A 15995-nucleotide genomic window follows, 5' to 3' on the forward strand; every position below is an offset into this window, starting at 1 on the left:
GTCTATCATCTATGGCCGTGTTATGAAGATTAGCCGAGACTATACCAAGAAAGGTGGTTTTGTCTCTATTCATTTGTAGTGATCTAACAAAAAAGACCCTGAACGCAAGGTCCAGGGTCTAAGTTGTTTTAGTGAGTGATTGATTTCTCAAGCAGATTTGCTTTTGCGCTGTTCTGTGTAAGCGGCATCAAGATCTTCAACTGTCATCGGAACGATAGACCAGGCATCCTGATCCGCCATGAGTGCGCGCAGCAGTTGGTTGTTCATATAGTGGCCCGTGCAAATCCCGGTGAAGTGACCGATGATCGGCATGCCAGCCAGTGCCAAGTCGCCAACTGCATCCAGAATTTTGTGGCGTACGCATTCATTTTCAAAACGCACACCGCCTTCGTTCATCACGCCATCGGCGCTGACAACAACAGCGTTATCAAGCGAGCCACCGCGGGCCAAGCCTTGGCTACGCATATATTCAACTTCCTGCAGGCGGCAGAAGGTGCGCGCACGAGACAGCTCTTCTTTAAAGACGCCGCGGCCCATGTGAATTGTTTGTTCCTGACGGCCAATGGTTGGATCATCAAAATCAATTGTGACATCCAGAACAGACCCTTCGCCTGGCTGATAGCCCGCGAAACGGCCATTGTCTTCAACACTGACCGGTTTTTCAATGCGAATGGCTTTGCGTGGGGCATCCAGTTCTTTTGTGCCTGCACATTCGATCAGGAAAACAAAAGGTGCAGCGCTGCCGTCCATGACAGGCATTTCAGGACCGTTGATTTCTACCAGCAGATTGTCGATGCCAACGCCAGCAAGGGCGGCCATCAGATGTTCGATCGTTGCAACAGTGACACTGTCTTTGTTGCCGATTTTTGTGCAGAGAACGGTTTCAACAACATTGTCATAAGTGGCCGCGATTTCCGCGCCGTTCCCTGCAATGTCGGTCCGTTTGAAAATGATGCCTGTGTCAGCTTCGGCGGGCTTGAGCGTGATGGACACTTTCTCACCAGAATGGAGCGCGATACCCGAACAATTGATCGGTGTTTTTAAAGTTTTCTGACGGAGAACTTTAGCTGCTTTCTGGTTTGAAATCTTGGTCATGACGCCCCTTTCGATTGTCGGGTAGGTTATTACCCATAATTCTTATACTGAATTATTAACCAAGGATGGGAAAGAACTCAAATCAAGCTTTGTTACATTTTGTTACAACGCAATATGGTTGTAAGTTGTTGAAATAAAAGCCGGTCTTCGTTGTACGCACGCATGTGCGAAACAAAGACCGGCTTCAAGTCACGTTGTTTCGAAATAACCCGTGGTTATCTCAAGGGACCAATTAAGGCAGAACGGATCCCTTCAGGGCAGACCTGTTGGTTTAACAGGTCCTGGCCCTTAGTTGGCCTGACGGCGCAAGAAGGCTGGAATATCCAACAGGTCGTCTTCGGCCTGCTGTGATGAAACCGTTGTGCGATCAGCAGGCGATACATCAAAGCTAGGCTGTGACATTTCGTGAATTTCTGCTGTCGGCTTTGGCTTTTGCGCTTTGGAGGCACGACCTGTTACACGGTCAAACAGGGAACGTGCTGCACTTGGCGCTTCGTCAATTTCTTCTGCTTTTGGCTCAGCCGTAAAAGGATTGTGTGCTTCCACTGGTTCTTCTACATGTGAAACTTCAGTTGCAGCCGGTGGGATGAACGGGGCACGTTCCTGTTGAACAGGGGTGCTTTCACGCAGGGTGTTCTGGATGCGCATGGCAACCTGTTCTGCGTTTACGGCAACATTTTCTTCAACCGTTTCTTCAACAACGGGTTCTTCCTGAATAACGGCTGCCGCCGCTGTTGCTTGCGCAACCGTTTGGGCCGCAGGTTGGGATACAGGCTGTGCGACAGACTGCATGGACAGAACTTTGGACGCCACAGTTTGTGCAACGGTCATCTGTTTCGGATCAGCCGCAGGTGCCGCTGGTTTTGGCATCATGCGTGGGGCGGGTGTTTCTTCAGTCACGTCCAGAACGCGCGGTTGTGGGTTTTCAGCTTCTTGCGCATCAATGCCAGTAGAAACCACAGAAACACGCATCTTGCCGTTCAGGCTTTCATCCAGTGTTGTGCCGAAGATGATGTTGGCGTCGCCGTCAACTTCTTCGCGGATACGGTTGGCTGCTTCGTCAACTTCAAACAGGGAAATATCCATGCCGCCTGTGATGTTGATCAGGACGCCTTTGGCACCTTTCATGGTGCTGTCGTCCAGCAGTGGGTTAGAGATCGCAGCTTCAGCCGCTTCGATCGCACGACGTTCGCCTTCGGCTTCGCCTGTGCCCATCATGGCTTTACCCATTTCCATCATGACAGTTTTGATGTCAGAGAAATCAAGGTTGATCATGCCTGGGCGAACCATCAGGTCGGTTACGCCACGCACGCCAGAGTGCAGAACTTCGTCCGCCATCTGGAAAGCTTCGGCAAATGTTGTGTTTTCCGTCGCGATACGGAACAAATTCTGGTTCGGGATCACAATCAATGTGTCCACGTATTTTTGCATTTCTTCGATGCCGGCTTCTGCCAGACGCATGCGGTGCACACCTTCAAACTGGAAAGGTTTGGTCACAACGCCAACGGTCAGAATGCCTGCTTCGCGTGCTGCATGTGCAATGACGGGTGCGGCACCTGTACCTGTCCCGCCGCCCATGCCAGCAGTGATAAAGATCATGTTGGAACCGGAAATCTGCTGCATGATGTCATCGATAGATTCCAGTGCGGCATCACGGCCTACATCAGGTTTTGACCCTGCACCCAGACCGGATGTCAGGTTTTCACCCAATTGAATGCGGTGATCTGATTTGGATTGTGTCAGTGCTTGCGCATCTGTGTTGGCAACGACGAATTCAACGCCTTCCAACTGCGACTGGATCATGTTGTTGACGGCATTGCCGCCTGCACCACCGACACCAATGACGGAAATGCGTGGTCCTGTCTGGACCGGAGCCGGTTGATTTTCCGGTGCTTGAAAGTTAATAGCCATTTTTTTCTGCCCTTTGTTTAAAACAACGTGTGTGACTGCCTTGTTATCGCTCTCACCGATCCCTCTTTTGGTGAGGGTTATCGGGGTATTCTTCGTAGTTTATTCTCTAAATCTAAAAATTTTGTTTAAACCAGAAGCCTAATTTTCCAAAAAGACTGTTCGGGTCCGGTCCGGACTGGGTTGTGCCCATGGGCCACATCCCCTGTTTTTCGTTTGCGTATTTCAAAAGACCTACGCAGGTTGAAAATTCCGGGCCGCTTGTTGCATCTGCCAGACCGGGTAGTTTTTGTGGTCGTGCCAGACGAATTTTTTTGTTGAGGATACGGGCCGCCAGTTCGGGAACCCCGCGCAATTGCGACGCCCCACCTGTTAAAACGACCTGACGTCCGACGGCTTTATCAAAACCACTTTGTTCCAAACGTTCACGGACCAGCTCAAATGTTTCTTCAAGGCGCGGCTGGATGATGCTGACCAGCATGGAACGTGATGCTGTGGTTCCTTCTGCATCATCTTCTTCCCCCAAAACAGGGACGCGCAAAATTTCATGATCATCGCTTGGCGCTGGCAGGCAGCTGCCGAATTTGGTTTTCATGCGTTCTGCATGCGCAATCGGTGTGTTCAGCCCACGTGATACATCGTTTGTCACTTGCGTTCCGCCCACCGGGATGCTGTCCACATGGACCAGTTCACCTTCAATGAAAACCGCGATGTCCGTGGTGCCGCCGCCCATATCAACGACGCAGACACCCAGATTGACTTCATCATCGACCAAGCAGCCTAGACCGCTGGCATAAGCCGCAACCACTTCTTCTTCCACATCCAGGTGGCAGCGCTCCAGACATGTCTTCAAATTCTGGACCGCACTTGAATTGGCTGACACCATATTCATACGCACACCAAGACGGTCGCCTGCCATACCGCGTGGGTCGCGCACGCCATGTTCGCCGTTGATGGCAAATTCTGTGGGCAGCGTATGCAGCAACACATGGTCTTTCGGTACCTGACCTTGCGCGCGTGCTTGTGTAAACAGGCGCTGTACATCAGGATCGCTGATTTGTGCGGCATGCACATTGGTTTCCACATCATGCAGGTTGGCTTGTGGATGTCCGCCAGAAAGGGAAACGATGACACGGTCAATGGTGTCATCTGCCATCTCTTCGGCGACATGGACCGCACTGCGAATGGATTTTTCAGCCGCTTCCATATCCACGATAACGCCACGGCGCAGGCCATTGGCGATTTGGTGCGACAGGCCAATAATTTCAGGATCCGTGCCGGAACCTTGGCGCGCGACAAAGCACGACACCTTGGTGGTGCCGATGTCCAGGGCCGCAATCAGGCCGTTTCTGGTTTTTTTTGTCACGTGTTGCATTCCAAAATTATTCAAAACTAGATGAGCTTTACGGAGCCCAACCTATGTATCTTGCCCCAGTAATGGTTTACGAATGGTTTCCAAATCGTCGATTTTTATTAAAATCCGGTCAGGAAGACGCATATCAACGGATGCGAGTTCCTTTTCAAACAATGCATGTTCCTTGGTGTAAATCGCCAGACGAGACCAGGCCTTTTCCGGGTGCTCTTCCGGCAGGCGGATGGTGAAGTCATTTTCCATCACGATGTCCCAGCGACGGTCTGATACCCGAACGGCAGCTTTCACTTTTTTGTTCAACTCTGGCTCCGATCGCAAAATTGCCAGCACGTCCTGTGCATGTTTCGGTGCGCCCTTACCAACGACCAACGGCAGGTGGGCAAAGACATTGATGTCATCACCACCTGTCAGGATGACGTCCCCATCCTTGTTGATCAGGGAAAAGGTCTTGTCATGCTGCCACATGGCGGTTGGACGGTGTTCGTTCAGGCTGATATGGATGATATCCGGTAACTGGCGTTCAACAGAAGCAGTTGCCACCCAGGGCAAAGCCTCAATGCGTGCCCGAAGCGTTTCAGGATCGGCTTCCAGAATAGGTTGATCCAGTTCCAGGTTGACCACAGCGCGCAGATCAGAAAGCGGCGTGTTTTTGCGCCCTTCAACCATCACATCTTTGAGGATAAAACCAGATGATGCAGTTGCATTGATCGCAGCATGTTCCACACGGCTGGAGGCCAGGTCCGCCAGACCTGTTTTCACCGCATAGGTCATCAGCGCGGCCATCAGTCCCAGAACGGCACTCAGCGCAATTGGCTTAAACGCCGTCTTGCGCCAGATCGGGGTGCTGCGCTTGCGCTTGTTTTTGGATTGAACGCTTAGCTGTCGCATTGTGCTTCCTCTACCATCCATGCAACCAGTTTCGGGAAGGAAATATCAACAGCCGCTGCCTGTTCCGGCACCAAAGAGGTAGGCGTCATGCCGGGCTGGGTGTTGACTTCCAGAATGTATAGTTCGCCTTTTTCATCGTCATATCTGAAGTCCGCGCGGGATACACCGCGACAGCCCAATGTGTTGTGGGCCAGTTCAGACATGCGTTTGACTTTTTCTTCGACATCGGCCGGGATATCGGCAGGCACCACATGGTAAGACCCGCCTTCCACATATTTGGCATCGTAATCATAGAATTTATGATCGGTGCAAATCTCGGTCACACCCAAGGCGCCACGATCGCCCATGACGGCAACGGTCAATTCACGACCCGGTACAAACTGTTCGACCATGACTTCTTCGCCGTAGGGCCAATCGTCGTGGGTGAAAGGACCTTCGTTGTCGCCTTCTAGTACAATTTTAACCCCGACACTGGAACCTTCGTTGGTTGGTTTAATAACATACGGACGCGGCATGACATCCCCTGCCAGAACATCATCGCGTTTTGCCATGATGTGTTTCGCGCACGGAATGCCGACTTCTTCAAACAGGCGTTTGGCCATGGGCTTATCCATAGCAATTGCGGATGCCATTACACCGGAATGTGTGTAAGGGATATTGATGATGTTCAGGAAGCCCTGCATGCAACCGTCTTCACCATATGGACCATGCAGCGCATTAAAGATCACATCGGGTTTGGGATAGAGACGGGTCAGGACTTGGCCCATGTCACGTTGGACATCAACCGTGGTGACACTGTATCCTGCTTCCTGCAAAGCTTTGGCGCAAGCTGCGCCGCTGACCAGAGATACTTCACGTTCCGACGACCATCCGCCCATCAAGACTGCAACATGTGTTGTCATGAATTCTCTCCTTTATTAATCCCGATGCGTTTAATCTCCCAGCGAAGCTCTACGCCGGAAGTTTCTTTAACGCGTTTGCGTACTTCTTCACCCAGACCTTCCAGGTCAGCCGCTGTGGCATCGCCTGTGTTGATCAGGAAATTACAATGTTGTTCAGATACTTGCGCACCACCCATCTTGAGCCCGCGACATCCGGCTTCATCCACCAGTTTCCAGGCGCTATGACCTTCGGGGTTGGCAAAGGTGGACCCGCCTGTGCGTGAACGGATGGGCTGGCTGCCCCCGCGCGCATCCTGAATTTTCTGCATTTCAGCGGCGATATCTGTTTTATCTGCAAGCAGGCCGTTCAGGCGGGCAGACAGGAAAGTCCAGTCATCGCTTAAATCGCAATGACGATAGGAATAACCCATGTCTTCAAGGCTTAATGTTTTGATTTCGCCTTCTGGTGAAATTGCTGTGGCTTCAACAAGCACGTCTTTCATCTCCCGTCCATAAGCGCCTGCGTTCATACGCAACGCACCGCCTATTGTGCCGGGAATACCACTAAGAAATTCTAAACCACTCAAAGAATTATCAAGCGCAACCTTGGCGACATTGCCATCAAGGGCCCCTGCGCCAGCGATAATCTGGTTGTCTTCAACCTCGATACTCACAAAATTACGCCCCAGTCTGATGACCACACCGGGGATACCACCATCGCGCACAAGCAGGTTTGATCCCACACCGATAAAGGTGACAGGCACGTCGTCTGGCTTGTTCTGGATAAATTGGGCAAGATCGTCTGCGTCTGCGGGTCTAAACATGACTTCAGCTGGCCCGCCGACGCGGAACCATGTGATCTTATCCAAAGGCGCATTGGCACTGATACGACCGCGCACAGCTGGCAGTCGATCCAATAGCCCCTCTTTGAATGTGATCCCCAAAGTCACTCCCCTATTTCTCCCCTTTAACCGCGTTTAATTGGTCAGGCAAAGCATATGCCCAGGCAGAAATGCTGCCTGCCCCACAGCAGACCACATAATCCCCGGGGCTTGCGATGTCGTTGATCACACCTGCAAGCGCATCCTGATTTTCAAGGGCGATGACGTGGCGATGACCGTGCGAAATCAGGCTTTCGGCCAGATGATCTTTATCGATCCCTTCGATGGGTTGTTCGCCTGCTTCAAACACATCTGCGACAATCACCGTGTCGGCATCGTTAAAGCAGGTGGAAAATTCTTCAAACAAATCGCGCAAGCGGGTGTAGCGGTGTGGTTGCACGACTGCATGTACCTTGCCGCGACCTGCATCACGCGCAGCTTTCAGGACAGATCCAATTTCCACCGGGTGATGGGCGTAATCATCGATGATGGTGATGCCATCGACTTCGCCTGTTTTGGTAAAACGGCGTTTCACACCACTGAAGGAGGCCAGACCTTTGCGGATGGTCGCATCGCTCATGCCCAGTTCCAGACCAACGCAAACGGCAGCCAGTGAATTCTGGATATTGTGGTTGCCCAGCATGGGGAAATGCAATCCTTCGATGGTGCGCGCTTCGCCTTCACCGCGTGGTGTGATGACCACATCAAAGCGTGCTCCTTCGCCGCTCATATCCACGTTTGTGGCACGCACATCGGCTTGCGGGGACAGACCGTATGTGATGATTTTACGATCTGACACCCGTGGGATCATGGCCTGGACTTCGGCATGGTCAATACACAGGGCGGCAAAGCCATAGAATGGAATGTTCTGAACAAACGTATCAAAGGCGGCACGCAAGGTGTCGAAATCGCCATAGTGATCCAGATGTTCCGGGTCGATGTTGGTGACAACCGCGCAAGCCGCCGGGATTTTGATGAAGGTTCCGTCAGACTCGTCCGCTTCTGCCACCAACCATTCGCCTTCGCCCAAACGGGCGTTGGTGCCATAGGCATTAATGATCCCGCCGTTGATGACGGTCGGGTCGAAATCAGCGGCATCCAGCAAAGTTGCAACGATGGTGGTTGTCGTGGTTTTTCCGTGCGTTCCGGCGACCGCGATAGACGCTTTCAGGCGCATCAGTTCAGCCAGCATTTCAGCACGGCGCACAACAGGTGTTAGGTTATGACGCGCGGCCACCACTTCGGGGTTATCCGGTTTGACGGCAGAGGAAATGACCACCACTTGCGCGTTGGTAACGTTTTCTTCGGCGTGACCGACAAAAACATCAATGCCAAGACCGCGCAGACGCTGAACGTTGGCGTTATCGGCCATGTCACTGCCTTGGACTTTATAGCCGAGGTTATGGAGGATTTCGGCAATCCCGCTCATGCCAATCCCGCCGATACCGACGAAATGGATGGTGCCAATGGAAAGGGGAAGGGATTTCATATCTATCAAACCTCGATCAATTCTTCGACGGCATCGGCAAGGCGCGATGCGGCATCGGGGCGGCCAGCATTTGCACTGGCCGCTGCGGTGTTAATTAACGTTCTGGGCTCGCCAAACAGCGCTTCCAGACGGTCGGCTAAGATTTCAGGTGTAAAGGCATCCTGCGGCATCAACCAGCCCGCACCCACTTCATCAATGGCATGTGCGTTTCTGGATTGATGGTCATCAATGGCATACGGGTAGGGCACCAAAATCGCAGGCCGCCCAATGGTGGTGGCTTCTGCAACGGTGGAGGCCCCGCTTCGTGCGATTAGCAAATGGGCTTTCGCCAACAGGTCCGGTACATCTTCAAAGAAGTTATCCAGCGTCGCATTCAGCCCGTTGCGCTTGTAGGCTTCGCGCGTTTCATCCAACACTTCCGGGCGGCATTGTTGCGTGATGTGCAGACGCGCGCGAAGGGCAGGGGACAGTTTGGCAAAAGCTTCGGGCAGCACGTCACTAAAGACCTGCGCCCCTTGTGATCCCCCCAGGATCAAAATTTCAATCGGGCTTGTATCATCCAGTGCTGGGTATGGCGTTTCGCGCACATCAATGATATTGGCCCGTACAGGCATGCCGGTGAAGTTGATACGCTTCTGATCGACTTCGTTGATGTAATCTACATGTTTATAGGATGTGCAGATACGTTTGACCTTGGGCGCAAGCAAACGGTTGGCCCGGCCCAGAACCGCATTTTGTTCATGGATCATGGAGGCATAGCCGCCAATCGAGGCTGCAATCATGGTGGGAACAGACGCATATCCGCCAAAGCCAACCACAACCCGTGGGCCCATTTTTCCCAGCAGGCGTTTGGCTTGGAACGTTCCCCAAGCAAGGGAGAAGGCTGACATGACTTTACCGAAGAAACCGCGACCAGCCACACCACCTGCAGAAATACGTTTGGTTTCCAGTCCACCCAGAACGCCACTGTAGTTCCCGCCACGCTTGTCGGTAAAGAGGGCCAGACGATAGCCGCGTTTTTGCAGCTCACTCGCCAAACTTTCAGCCGGAAAGACGTGCCCGCCTGTACCGCCTGCGGCCAGAATAACAAGAGGTTTGGTATCACTCATAGGTCACCTCCTGCGCGACGTCGGGTTAAAGAAAGAAGCATGCCCATCCCTAAGGCCAGAGAAAGAAGGCTCGATCCGCCATAAGAAATAAACGGCAGGGTCATACCCTTGGTGGGCATCAGATGTGTGGTCGATGCCATATTGATCACCGCCTGCAAGCCAAACTGGGTGACGAGGCCACCGACTGCCAGCAGAACAAACAGATTGTCTTCACGGAACATGCGGGTAAAGCCACGCAGGACCACGGTGGCAAACAGGCCAATGATAAACAGACAGGCAATCATGCCGAATTCTTCACCCGCCACAGCAAAGATAAAGTCTGTATGGGCATCAGGCAGCACATGCTTGATCTCGCCTTCGCCAGGGCCTGTGCCAAAGACACCGCCGTTCTGGAAGGCTTCGAGAGATCGGGTGATCTGATAGCTGTCCCCACTTGTGGGATCAAGGAAGCGATCCACCCGGCTTTTCACGTGATCAACCGTCATATAAGCCACCATGGACCCGGTCATAAAGACAAAGGCCACCAGCACCACAAAGAAGACAGGCAGACCTGCCAGGAAGAACTGAATACCCCAGACAGCCGAAATCACCGCCGTCATTCCGAAATCTGGTTGCGTCACCAGCAATCCGGCAACCAAAGCAAACAGGCCAATAGCGATGAAGTGGCCGGGGAAGGATGAATCTTTTCGCCATTCTGCAAACATCCAGGCAGCGACCACAGCAAAGGTCGGTTTCAGGAATTCAGAAGGCTGAAGGCTAAATCCACCGAAGGACACCCAACGCGCGGCACCCTTGATTTCTGCACCTAAGAAATGTGTGCTGGCGGTCAGGATCAAAAAGCCGATAAAGGCCACGGTTGCCAGGCGGCGCACCATGGTTGGGCTCATTAGCGACACACCAATCATGACAGCCATCGCCATGGGTAGATATGCAAATTGGCGCAGAGCAAAATGGTAGGTGCCGAGGTTCAGGCGTGCAGCCACAGGCGGACTGGCAGCCAGTGTCAGGATGGCCCCAACAGCCACAATCAATAACAAGGAAGCCAGCAGCCAGCGATCAACCGTCCACCACCAACGGCCCAGAATACTTGTATCAACGCGGGAGAAACTGATCATTCAGTGGCCTCCTCTTCATCAAGAAGGGCATTGACGATGTCTTTAAAGGCATCCCCGCGGGCTTCAAAACTCTTAAACTGGTCCCAGGACGCGCACGCCGGGGACAGCAGAACCACCCCACCGTTTTCCTTGGCACCCTGATAGGCTTGTTGAACAGCCTTATCCAACGTGGTGCAGCGATCATATTCCACAACACCATCCAGCGTTGCGGCAAAATCCGCTTCTGCTTCTCCGATCAGGTAAGCTTTCTTCACGCCGGACAATTTATCTGTCAGTTCCGTAATGCCGCCGTCTTTTGCCTGACCACCGGCAATCCAGTAGATATCGTCATAGGATCCAAGCGCTTTGGAAGCGGCATCCGCGTTTGTCGCCTTGCTGTCATTGATAAACTGCACGCCGTTATGATTTGCGACATTTTCCTGACGGTGCGCGAGGCCCGGGAAGCTAGCAATCCCGCGCACAATCCATTCCGGGTCCGCGCCAACGGCGATGGCCGTGGCATAAGCGGTGGCGGCATTTTGCTGGTTGTGTGCGCCTTGCAGGGTTTTGATGGATGACAGATCCATGATCTGTGCGCCTTCGACGTCAAAAGCTTCATCGATCAGGATGTCTTCGTCACTGAAGATGCCGTCTTCGACAGGACCTTCAGATGAAATGGCGATGCGGCGCGCCTTGGTCAGGTTTGTATCTTCAAACACGGCTTTGCTGTGATCATCGTCCACACCGATGATAGCGAATTGTTCGGCTGTCTGTCCGGCAAAGATATTCTTTTTTGCAGCGATATAGCCGTTCAGTCCGCCGTGACGGTCCAGATGGTCCGGGCTGATGTTCATCCAGACAGCGACATCGGCTCGCAGTGAAGGTGTGCGTTCCAGCTGATAAGATGACATTTCCAGCACGTAAATGCCACCTTCATCCAGTGGATCAAGGTCCAGAACCGGGATGCCAAGGTTGCCCCCGACCTGAATATCAAGCCCGGCCACTTCCAGAATATGGGCGATCAGGGCCGTGGTGGTGGATTTTCCGTTGGTGCCGGTAATGGCGATATATTGCGCGTTCGGTTGGGCTTGGATCAGCAGTTCCACATCACAAACAATATCAACCCCATGTTCGCGTGCAAGGTCTGCAACGGGGTGGGGTTTGGGGAAGGTATGAGGGATGCCCGGGCTCATGACCAGCAGGTCAATCTGGGACCAGTCCGCTTTGGTTAAATCCACAAGGTCTGTGCGGTCCGATTTGTCATCCCATGCCCACACAGTTGCCCCTGCCTTTTGCAAGGCATCAAGGGTGGATAGGCCGGATTTACCCAGACCCAGAACCGCAACGGTTTTCCCTTTATATGTGGATGGAATGATCACGTGGTTTACTTTCCTTTAGCGCAATTTCAATGTTGCAAGACCGATCAATGCGAGAATGACCGCAATGATCCAGAAACGAATAACAATGGTGGGTTCAGCCCAGCCTTTCTTTTCATAGTGATGGTGTAGCGGGGCCATCTTGAAGACCCGCTTGCCCGTCAGCTTGAAAGAAGCGACCTGAACGATGACCGAAACGGTTTCCAACACAAACAGCCCGCCAACGATTGCCAAAACCAGTTCGTGTTTGGTCACAACCGCGATGGACCCCAGCGTACCGCCAAGCGCCAACGACCCGGTGTCACCCATAAAGACCATGGCAGGTGGGGCGTTGAACCATAAAAAGCCGATGCAGCCACCGATAACAGCCGCACAGATGACCGCCAGTTCCCCAGCCCCCGGCACATAGTGGATTTGCAGATAGCCGGAAAAGACGGCGTTACCGATCAGATAAGCGATAATGGCAAAAACACCGCAGGCGATGATCACCGGAACCGTTGCCAGACCATCCAGTCCGTCTGTCAGGTTTACAGCGTTGGAGGCGCCGATCATGACGAAGATGGCAAAGACCGGGAAGAACCAGCCCAGATTGATCAGCACGTCTTTAAAGAAGGGCAAGGCCAGATGACTGTTCAGGCTTTCCGGTTGCGCAGAGGCAATGATGATCGCTGCAAATCCTGCAAAACCAAACTGGCCGATCAGCTTCATTTTACCCGGCAGGCCCTTGGTGTTTTTCTTGGAGACTTTTAGGTAATCGTCCGCAAAACCGATCAGGCCATAGCCCAGCGTCACCATCATGACAGCCCAGACATAAGTGTTGGTCAGGTCCGCCCACAGCAAAACTGAAATGGTCATGGACAGCAGGATCATAATCCCGCCCATGGTCGGTGTGCCCTGTTTTTTCAGGTGGCTTTCTGGTCCGTCATCGCGGATTGGCTGGCCCTGTCCCTGCCATTGACGCAGCCAGCGGATCATGGATGGACCAATGACAAAGGCAATCAACATGGCTGTCATGACCGCCCCGCCTGTACGGAAGGTCAGGTAGCGAAACAAGTTGAAGACCGCAAATTCATCGGCCATTGGAAAGAGGAGGTGATATAGCATGTTTTCTAGGTCTCTTTCTTCACATCCAAATCTAACAGAGCATCCAGCACCACATCGGTACGCGATCCTCTGGAACTTTTAATACTGATAACGTCACCAGGCTGTACAGCTTGCACAACCAGGGGGGCGAGGTGTTCGGAATTTGAGGCATGCGCCCCGCGCTTACCCATGGGCAAAGCGTCATGTAAATGTTTCATCATCGGCCCGCAGGTAAAGACCAGATCGATTTTGTCAAACCCATCAGCCAATCCTTCGTGAATGGCGATTTCATCGGGGCCCAACTCCAGCATATCGCCCAGCACCGCAATGCGGCGGCCATTCTGATGGGACAGCACGTCCAATGCCGCGCGCATGGAAGCCTCATTGGCGTTATAGCTTTCATCGATTACATGGACGCTGCCGCCTTTAACATCGATTTCAGTGACCGCACCACGCCCTTTAAGCTGGGATAGTTTACCCAGATGCAGGGCTGCACGATCCAGATCAGCGCCCAGGGCCTTTACACCTGCAAGGACGGCCAAACTGTTGGTCACCCAATGGCTGCCGCTATGCGCGATGGCATATTCAAAAGCTTCCCCGTCCAGATCGGCCTTGATGGTTGATCCTTTCGGCGTGACTTGTGCGCTCAATGCTTTGAAATCTGCATGATGTTTCTGACCAAAAGAGATGACTTTATGGCCTTTGGCAGCCTCGTTCATCTGGTCAAAATATTCATTGTCTGCATTCAGGATGGCAATGCCGTCTGATGAAAGGCCGCTGAAGATCTCGCACTTGGCTTTGGTGATATCGGCCACGCTGTCAAAATGTTCCAGATGGGCTGATGCAATGGTCGTGATGATTGCGGCGTCAGGTTTCGCCATGTTGGAAAGCAGGGTCAGTTCACCTGCGTGGTTCATCCCAAGTTCCATTACGCCATAGGCACAATCTTTGGGCATGCGTGCAAGTGTTAGTGGCAGGCCGAAATGATTGTTCAGATTGCCCACGGTTGCGTGCGTTTTGCCTTGTTCAGATAGCACGCTGGCAAGCGCTTCTTTCACACCCGTTTTGCCGACACTTCCGGTCACAGCAATGAATTTGGCTTTGCTGCGCGCACGCGCGGCGATGGCCAAATCTTCCAACGCCTTGGTGGTGTCCCGTACGAGCAGAAGGTTATCATGCTGGCGACATTCTTTTGGGATGTGGGAAACGATAGCTGCGCTGGCTCCGGCCATAAGGGCGGATTTCACATAGTCGTGCCCATCAAAGCTCGGGCCCTTGATGGCGATAAACAGATCGCCTTTTTCAACACTGCGGCTGTCAATAGAAATGCCTGTGCATTCCCACTCGCCAAACGGGGTGCCATCTGTTGCAAGTGCGGCTTCGGAATTGGTCCATAAGATATCAACCATGGATTACCTCCCGCGCAAGCGCACGATCATCAAAGGGCAGAATTTCATCACCTACAATTTGCCCGGTTTCATGTCCTTTACCTGCGATTACCAGCACATCACCGTCTTTCATATCTGCGATGGCGGTTTCGATGCAGGTTTTACGATCGCCAATTTCAGTTGCTTCCGGGCAGGCGACCATGATTTCTGAACGGATGGTATCTGCATCTTCACTGCGTGGGTTATCATCCGTGACATACAGCTGGTCGGCACATTCTTTGGCGACACGACCCATTTCAGGACGTTTGCCTTTGTCACGGTCCCCGCCACAGCCAAAGACGACAGAAAGCTTGCCGTTGGTATGGGGGCGAAGCGCCTTCAGTACTGTTTCAAGCGCATCTGGCGTATGGGCGTAATCCACATAGACGCCACGTCCGATCAGTTCCAATCGACCGGGGACACCTTCCAGCTTTTCAAGCAGGGGGACCACATCATCGGCTTCAAATTTGGAAGCCAGCACGACGCCCAGCGAGCACAGCGCATTTTCCACCTGGAAGGTGCCAGCAAGCGGCAGGGTGATGGTGTAGGTTTCCCCTTTCACCTCCAGCTTCAGCTTCTGACCTTCTTCGCAGGGCGTGGCGTCCAGCAGTTTGATGTCCTCGCCTTCTTTGCCGTATGTCAGAATGCTGTGACCGTAAGTACCCGTTGCGTCTTTCAAGGCTTCAAATTCAGGAATATCTGCATTCAAAACCGCAACCCCGCCCATGCGCAGGATATCGCTGAACAGGCGTTTTTTAGCCTTGAGGTAGCTTTCCATATCCGGATGATAATCCAGATGATCCCGGCTGAGGTTGGTGAAGGCGGCAATGCGCACATCGACCCCGTCCATGCGGTATTGATCAAGTCCATGGCTGGAAGCTTCCATCGCCAGATGCGTTACGCCATGACGAGACAATTCAGCCAGTCGTTCATGCAGACCTGCGGCATCCGGTGTGGTCAGCCCGCCTGCGATTTCCAGATCCGGTGCGGTGATACCTAATGTGCCAACGCTTGCTGCTTTCTGGCCTAGCATGGACCAGAGTTGACGGATAAAGGTCACACACGAACTTTTGCCATTGGTGCCTGTGACAGCGGCCGACCATTTGGGTTGCGCGTCATAGAAACTGGCCGCGATATCGGCAAAGCGCAGACGTGGGTTGGGGTCATAAACCACGATCACATCGTCGGGTGCTTCAATTTCCTGATCATTCAGGGTCAGGATGACTTTGGCGCCAGCCTTGATCGCCTGTGGGATGAAATTGCGACCATCCACAGCCGTACCAGGCAGGGCGGCAAACAAAAAGCCGGGTTCGACTTTTCTGGAATCTACCGTGATGCCAGCCACATCGACGTTGGCATCAAATTCAGGGATGAGATCTTGCAACATTACCA

General features: G+C 52.9%; 13 protein-coding genes. All 13 read right to left on the reverse strand.

The annotated features are described in order from the left end of the window. Window positions 1–147 precede the first annotated feature (147 nt). The 13 genes from lpxC to RYZ26_RS10575 all read right to left on the reverse strand — a co-directional run bounded on the left by lpxC (window position 148) and on the right by RYZ26_RS10575 (window position 15990). Window positions 148–1095, reverse strand: a complete 948-nt coding sequence (lpxC, locus tag RYZ26_RS10515) for a UDP-3-O-acyl-N-acetylglucosamine deacetylase (RefSeq protein WP_317683161.1) — start codon at window positions 1093–1095, stop codon at window positions 148–150. A 288-nt stretch (window positions 1096–1383) separates the two neighbouring features. Next, window positions 1384–3006, reverse strand: coding sequence for a cell division protein FtsZ (ftsZ, locus tag RYZ26_RS10520; protein ID WP_317683162.1), 1623 nt, complete (start codon window positions 3004–3006; stop codon window positions 1384–1386). A 112-nt stretch (window positions 3007–3118) separates the two neighbouring features. After that, window positions 3119–4378 carry a cell division protein FtsA gene (gene ftsA, locus RYZ26_RS10525; protein ID WP_411576861.1) on the reverse strand — a complete coding sequence of 420 codons (1260 nt, stop codon included), beginning with the start codon at window positions 4376–4378 and terminating at the stop codon, window positions 3119–3121. Window positions 4379–4420: 42 nt separating this feature from the next. Beyond that, the gene (locus tag RYZ26_RS10530) at window positions 4421–5263 is read right to left on the reverse strand and encodes a cell division protein FtsQ/DivIB (protein WP_317683164.1); all 843 of its coding nucleotides are present in this window, start codon (window positions 5261–5263) and stop codon (window positions 4421–4423) included. Continuing rightward, window positions 5251–6165 carry a D-alanine--D-alanine ligase gene (locus tag RYZ26_RS10535; RefSeq protein ID WP_317683165.1) on the reverse strand — a complete coding sequence of 305 codons (915 nt, stop codon included), beginning with the start codon at window positions 6163–6165 and terminating at the stop codon, window positions 5251–5253. Before RYZ26_RS10535 ends, RYZ26_RS10530 begins: the two co-directional genes overlap by 13 nt. After that, complete coding sequence (gene murB / locus RYZ26_RS10540; protein ID WP_411576862.1) at window positions 6162–7094, reverse strand: UDP-N-acetylmuramate dehydrogenase; 933 nt, start codon at window positions 7092–7094, stop codon at window positions 6162–6164. Before murB ends, RYZ26_RS10535 begins: the two co-directional genes overlap by 4 nt. A 4-nt stretch (window positions 7095–7098) precedes the next feature. After that, the gene (gene murC / locus RYZ26_RS10545; protein WP_317683167.1) at window positions 7099–8514 is read right to left on the reverse strand and encodes a UDP-N-acetylmuramate--L-alanine ligase; all 1416 of its coding nucleotides are present in this window, start codon (window positions 8512–8514) and stop codon (window positions 7099–7101) included. 5 nt (window positions 8515–8519) lie between these two features. Then, window positions 8520–9623 carry an undecaprenyldiphospho-muramoylpentapeptide beta-N-acetylglucosaminyltransferase gene (murG, locus tag RYZ26_RS10550; RefSeq protein WP_317683168.1) on the reverse strand — a complete coding sequence of 368 codons (1104 nt, stop codon included), beginning with the start codon at window positions 9621–9623 and terminating at the stop codon, window positions 8520–8522. Beyond that, entirely contained in the window at window positions 9620–10738 is a 1119-nt protein-coding gene (ftsW, locus tag RYZ26_RS10555) for a putative lipid II flippase FtsW (protein WP_317683169.1), read from the reverse strand. The genes murG and ftsW overlap by 4 nt, the downstream gene beginning before the upstream one ends. Beyond that, on the reverse strand, window positions 10735–12096 hold the full coding sequence (gene murD / locus RYZ26_RS10560) for a UDP-N-acetylmuramoyl-L-alanine--D-glutamate ligase (RefSeq protein ID WP_317683170.1): 1362 nt from the start codon (window positions 12094–12096) through the stop codon (window positions 10735–10737). The genes ftsW and murD overlap by 4 nt, the downstream gene beginning before the upstream one ends. A gap of 15 nt (window positions 12097–12111) precedes the next feature. Continuing rightward, the gene (mraY, locus tag RYZ26_RS10565) at window positions 12112–13173 is read right to left on the reverse strand and encodes a phospho-N-acetylmuramoyl-pentapeptide-transferase (RefSeq protein WP_411576866.1); all 1062 of its coding nucleotides are present in this window, start codon (window positions 13171–13173) and stop codon (window positions 12112–12114) included. Between the two features lie 29 nt (window positions 13174–13202). Next, the gene (locus RYZ26_RS10570; protein ID WP_317683172.1) at window positions 13203–14585 is read right to left on the reverse strand and encodes a UDP-N-acetylmuramoyl-tripeptide--D-alanyl-D-alanine ligase; all 1383 of its coding nucleotides are present in this window, start codon (window positions 14583–14585) and stop codon (window positions 13203–13205) included. After that, window positions 14578–15990 carry a UDP-N-acetylmuramoyl-L-alanyl-D-glutamate--2,6-diaminopimelate ligase gene (locus RYZ26_RS10575; RefSeq protein ID WP_317683173.1) on the reverse strand — a complete coding sequence of 471 codons (1413 nt, stop codon included), beginning with the start codon at window positions 15988–15990 and terminating at the stop codon, window positions 14578–14580. Before RYZ26_RS10575 ends, RYZ26_RS10570 begins: the two co-directional genes overlap by 8 nt. Window positions 15991–15995 lie beyond the last annotated feature (5 nt).

The organism is Terasakiella sediminum, assembly GCF_033100395.1.
Taxonomy (GTDB): Bacteria; Pseudomonadota; Alphaproteobacteria; order Rhodospirillales; family Terasakiellaceae; genus Terasakiella.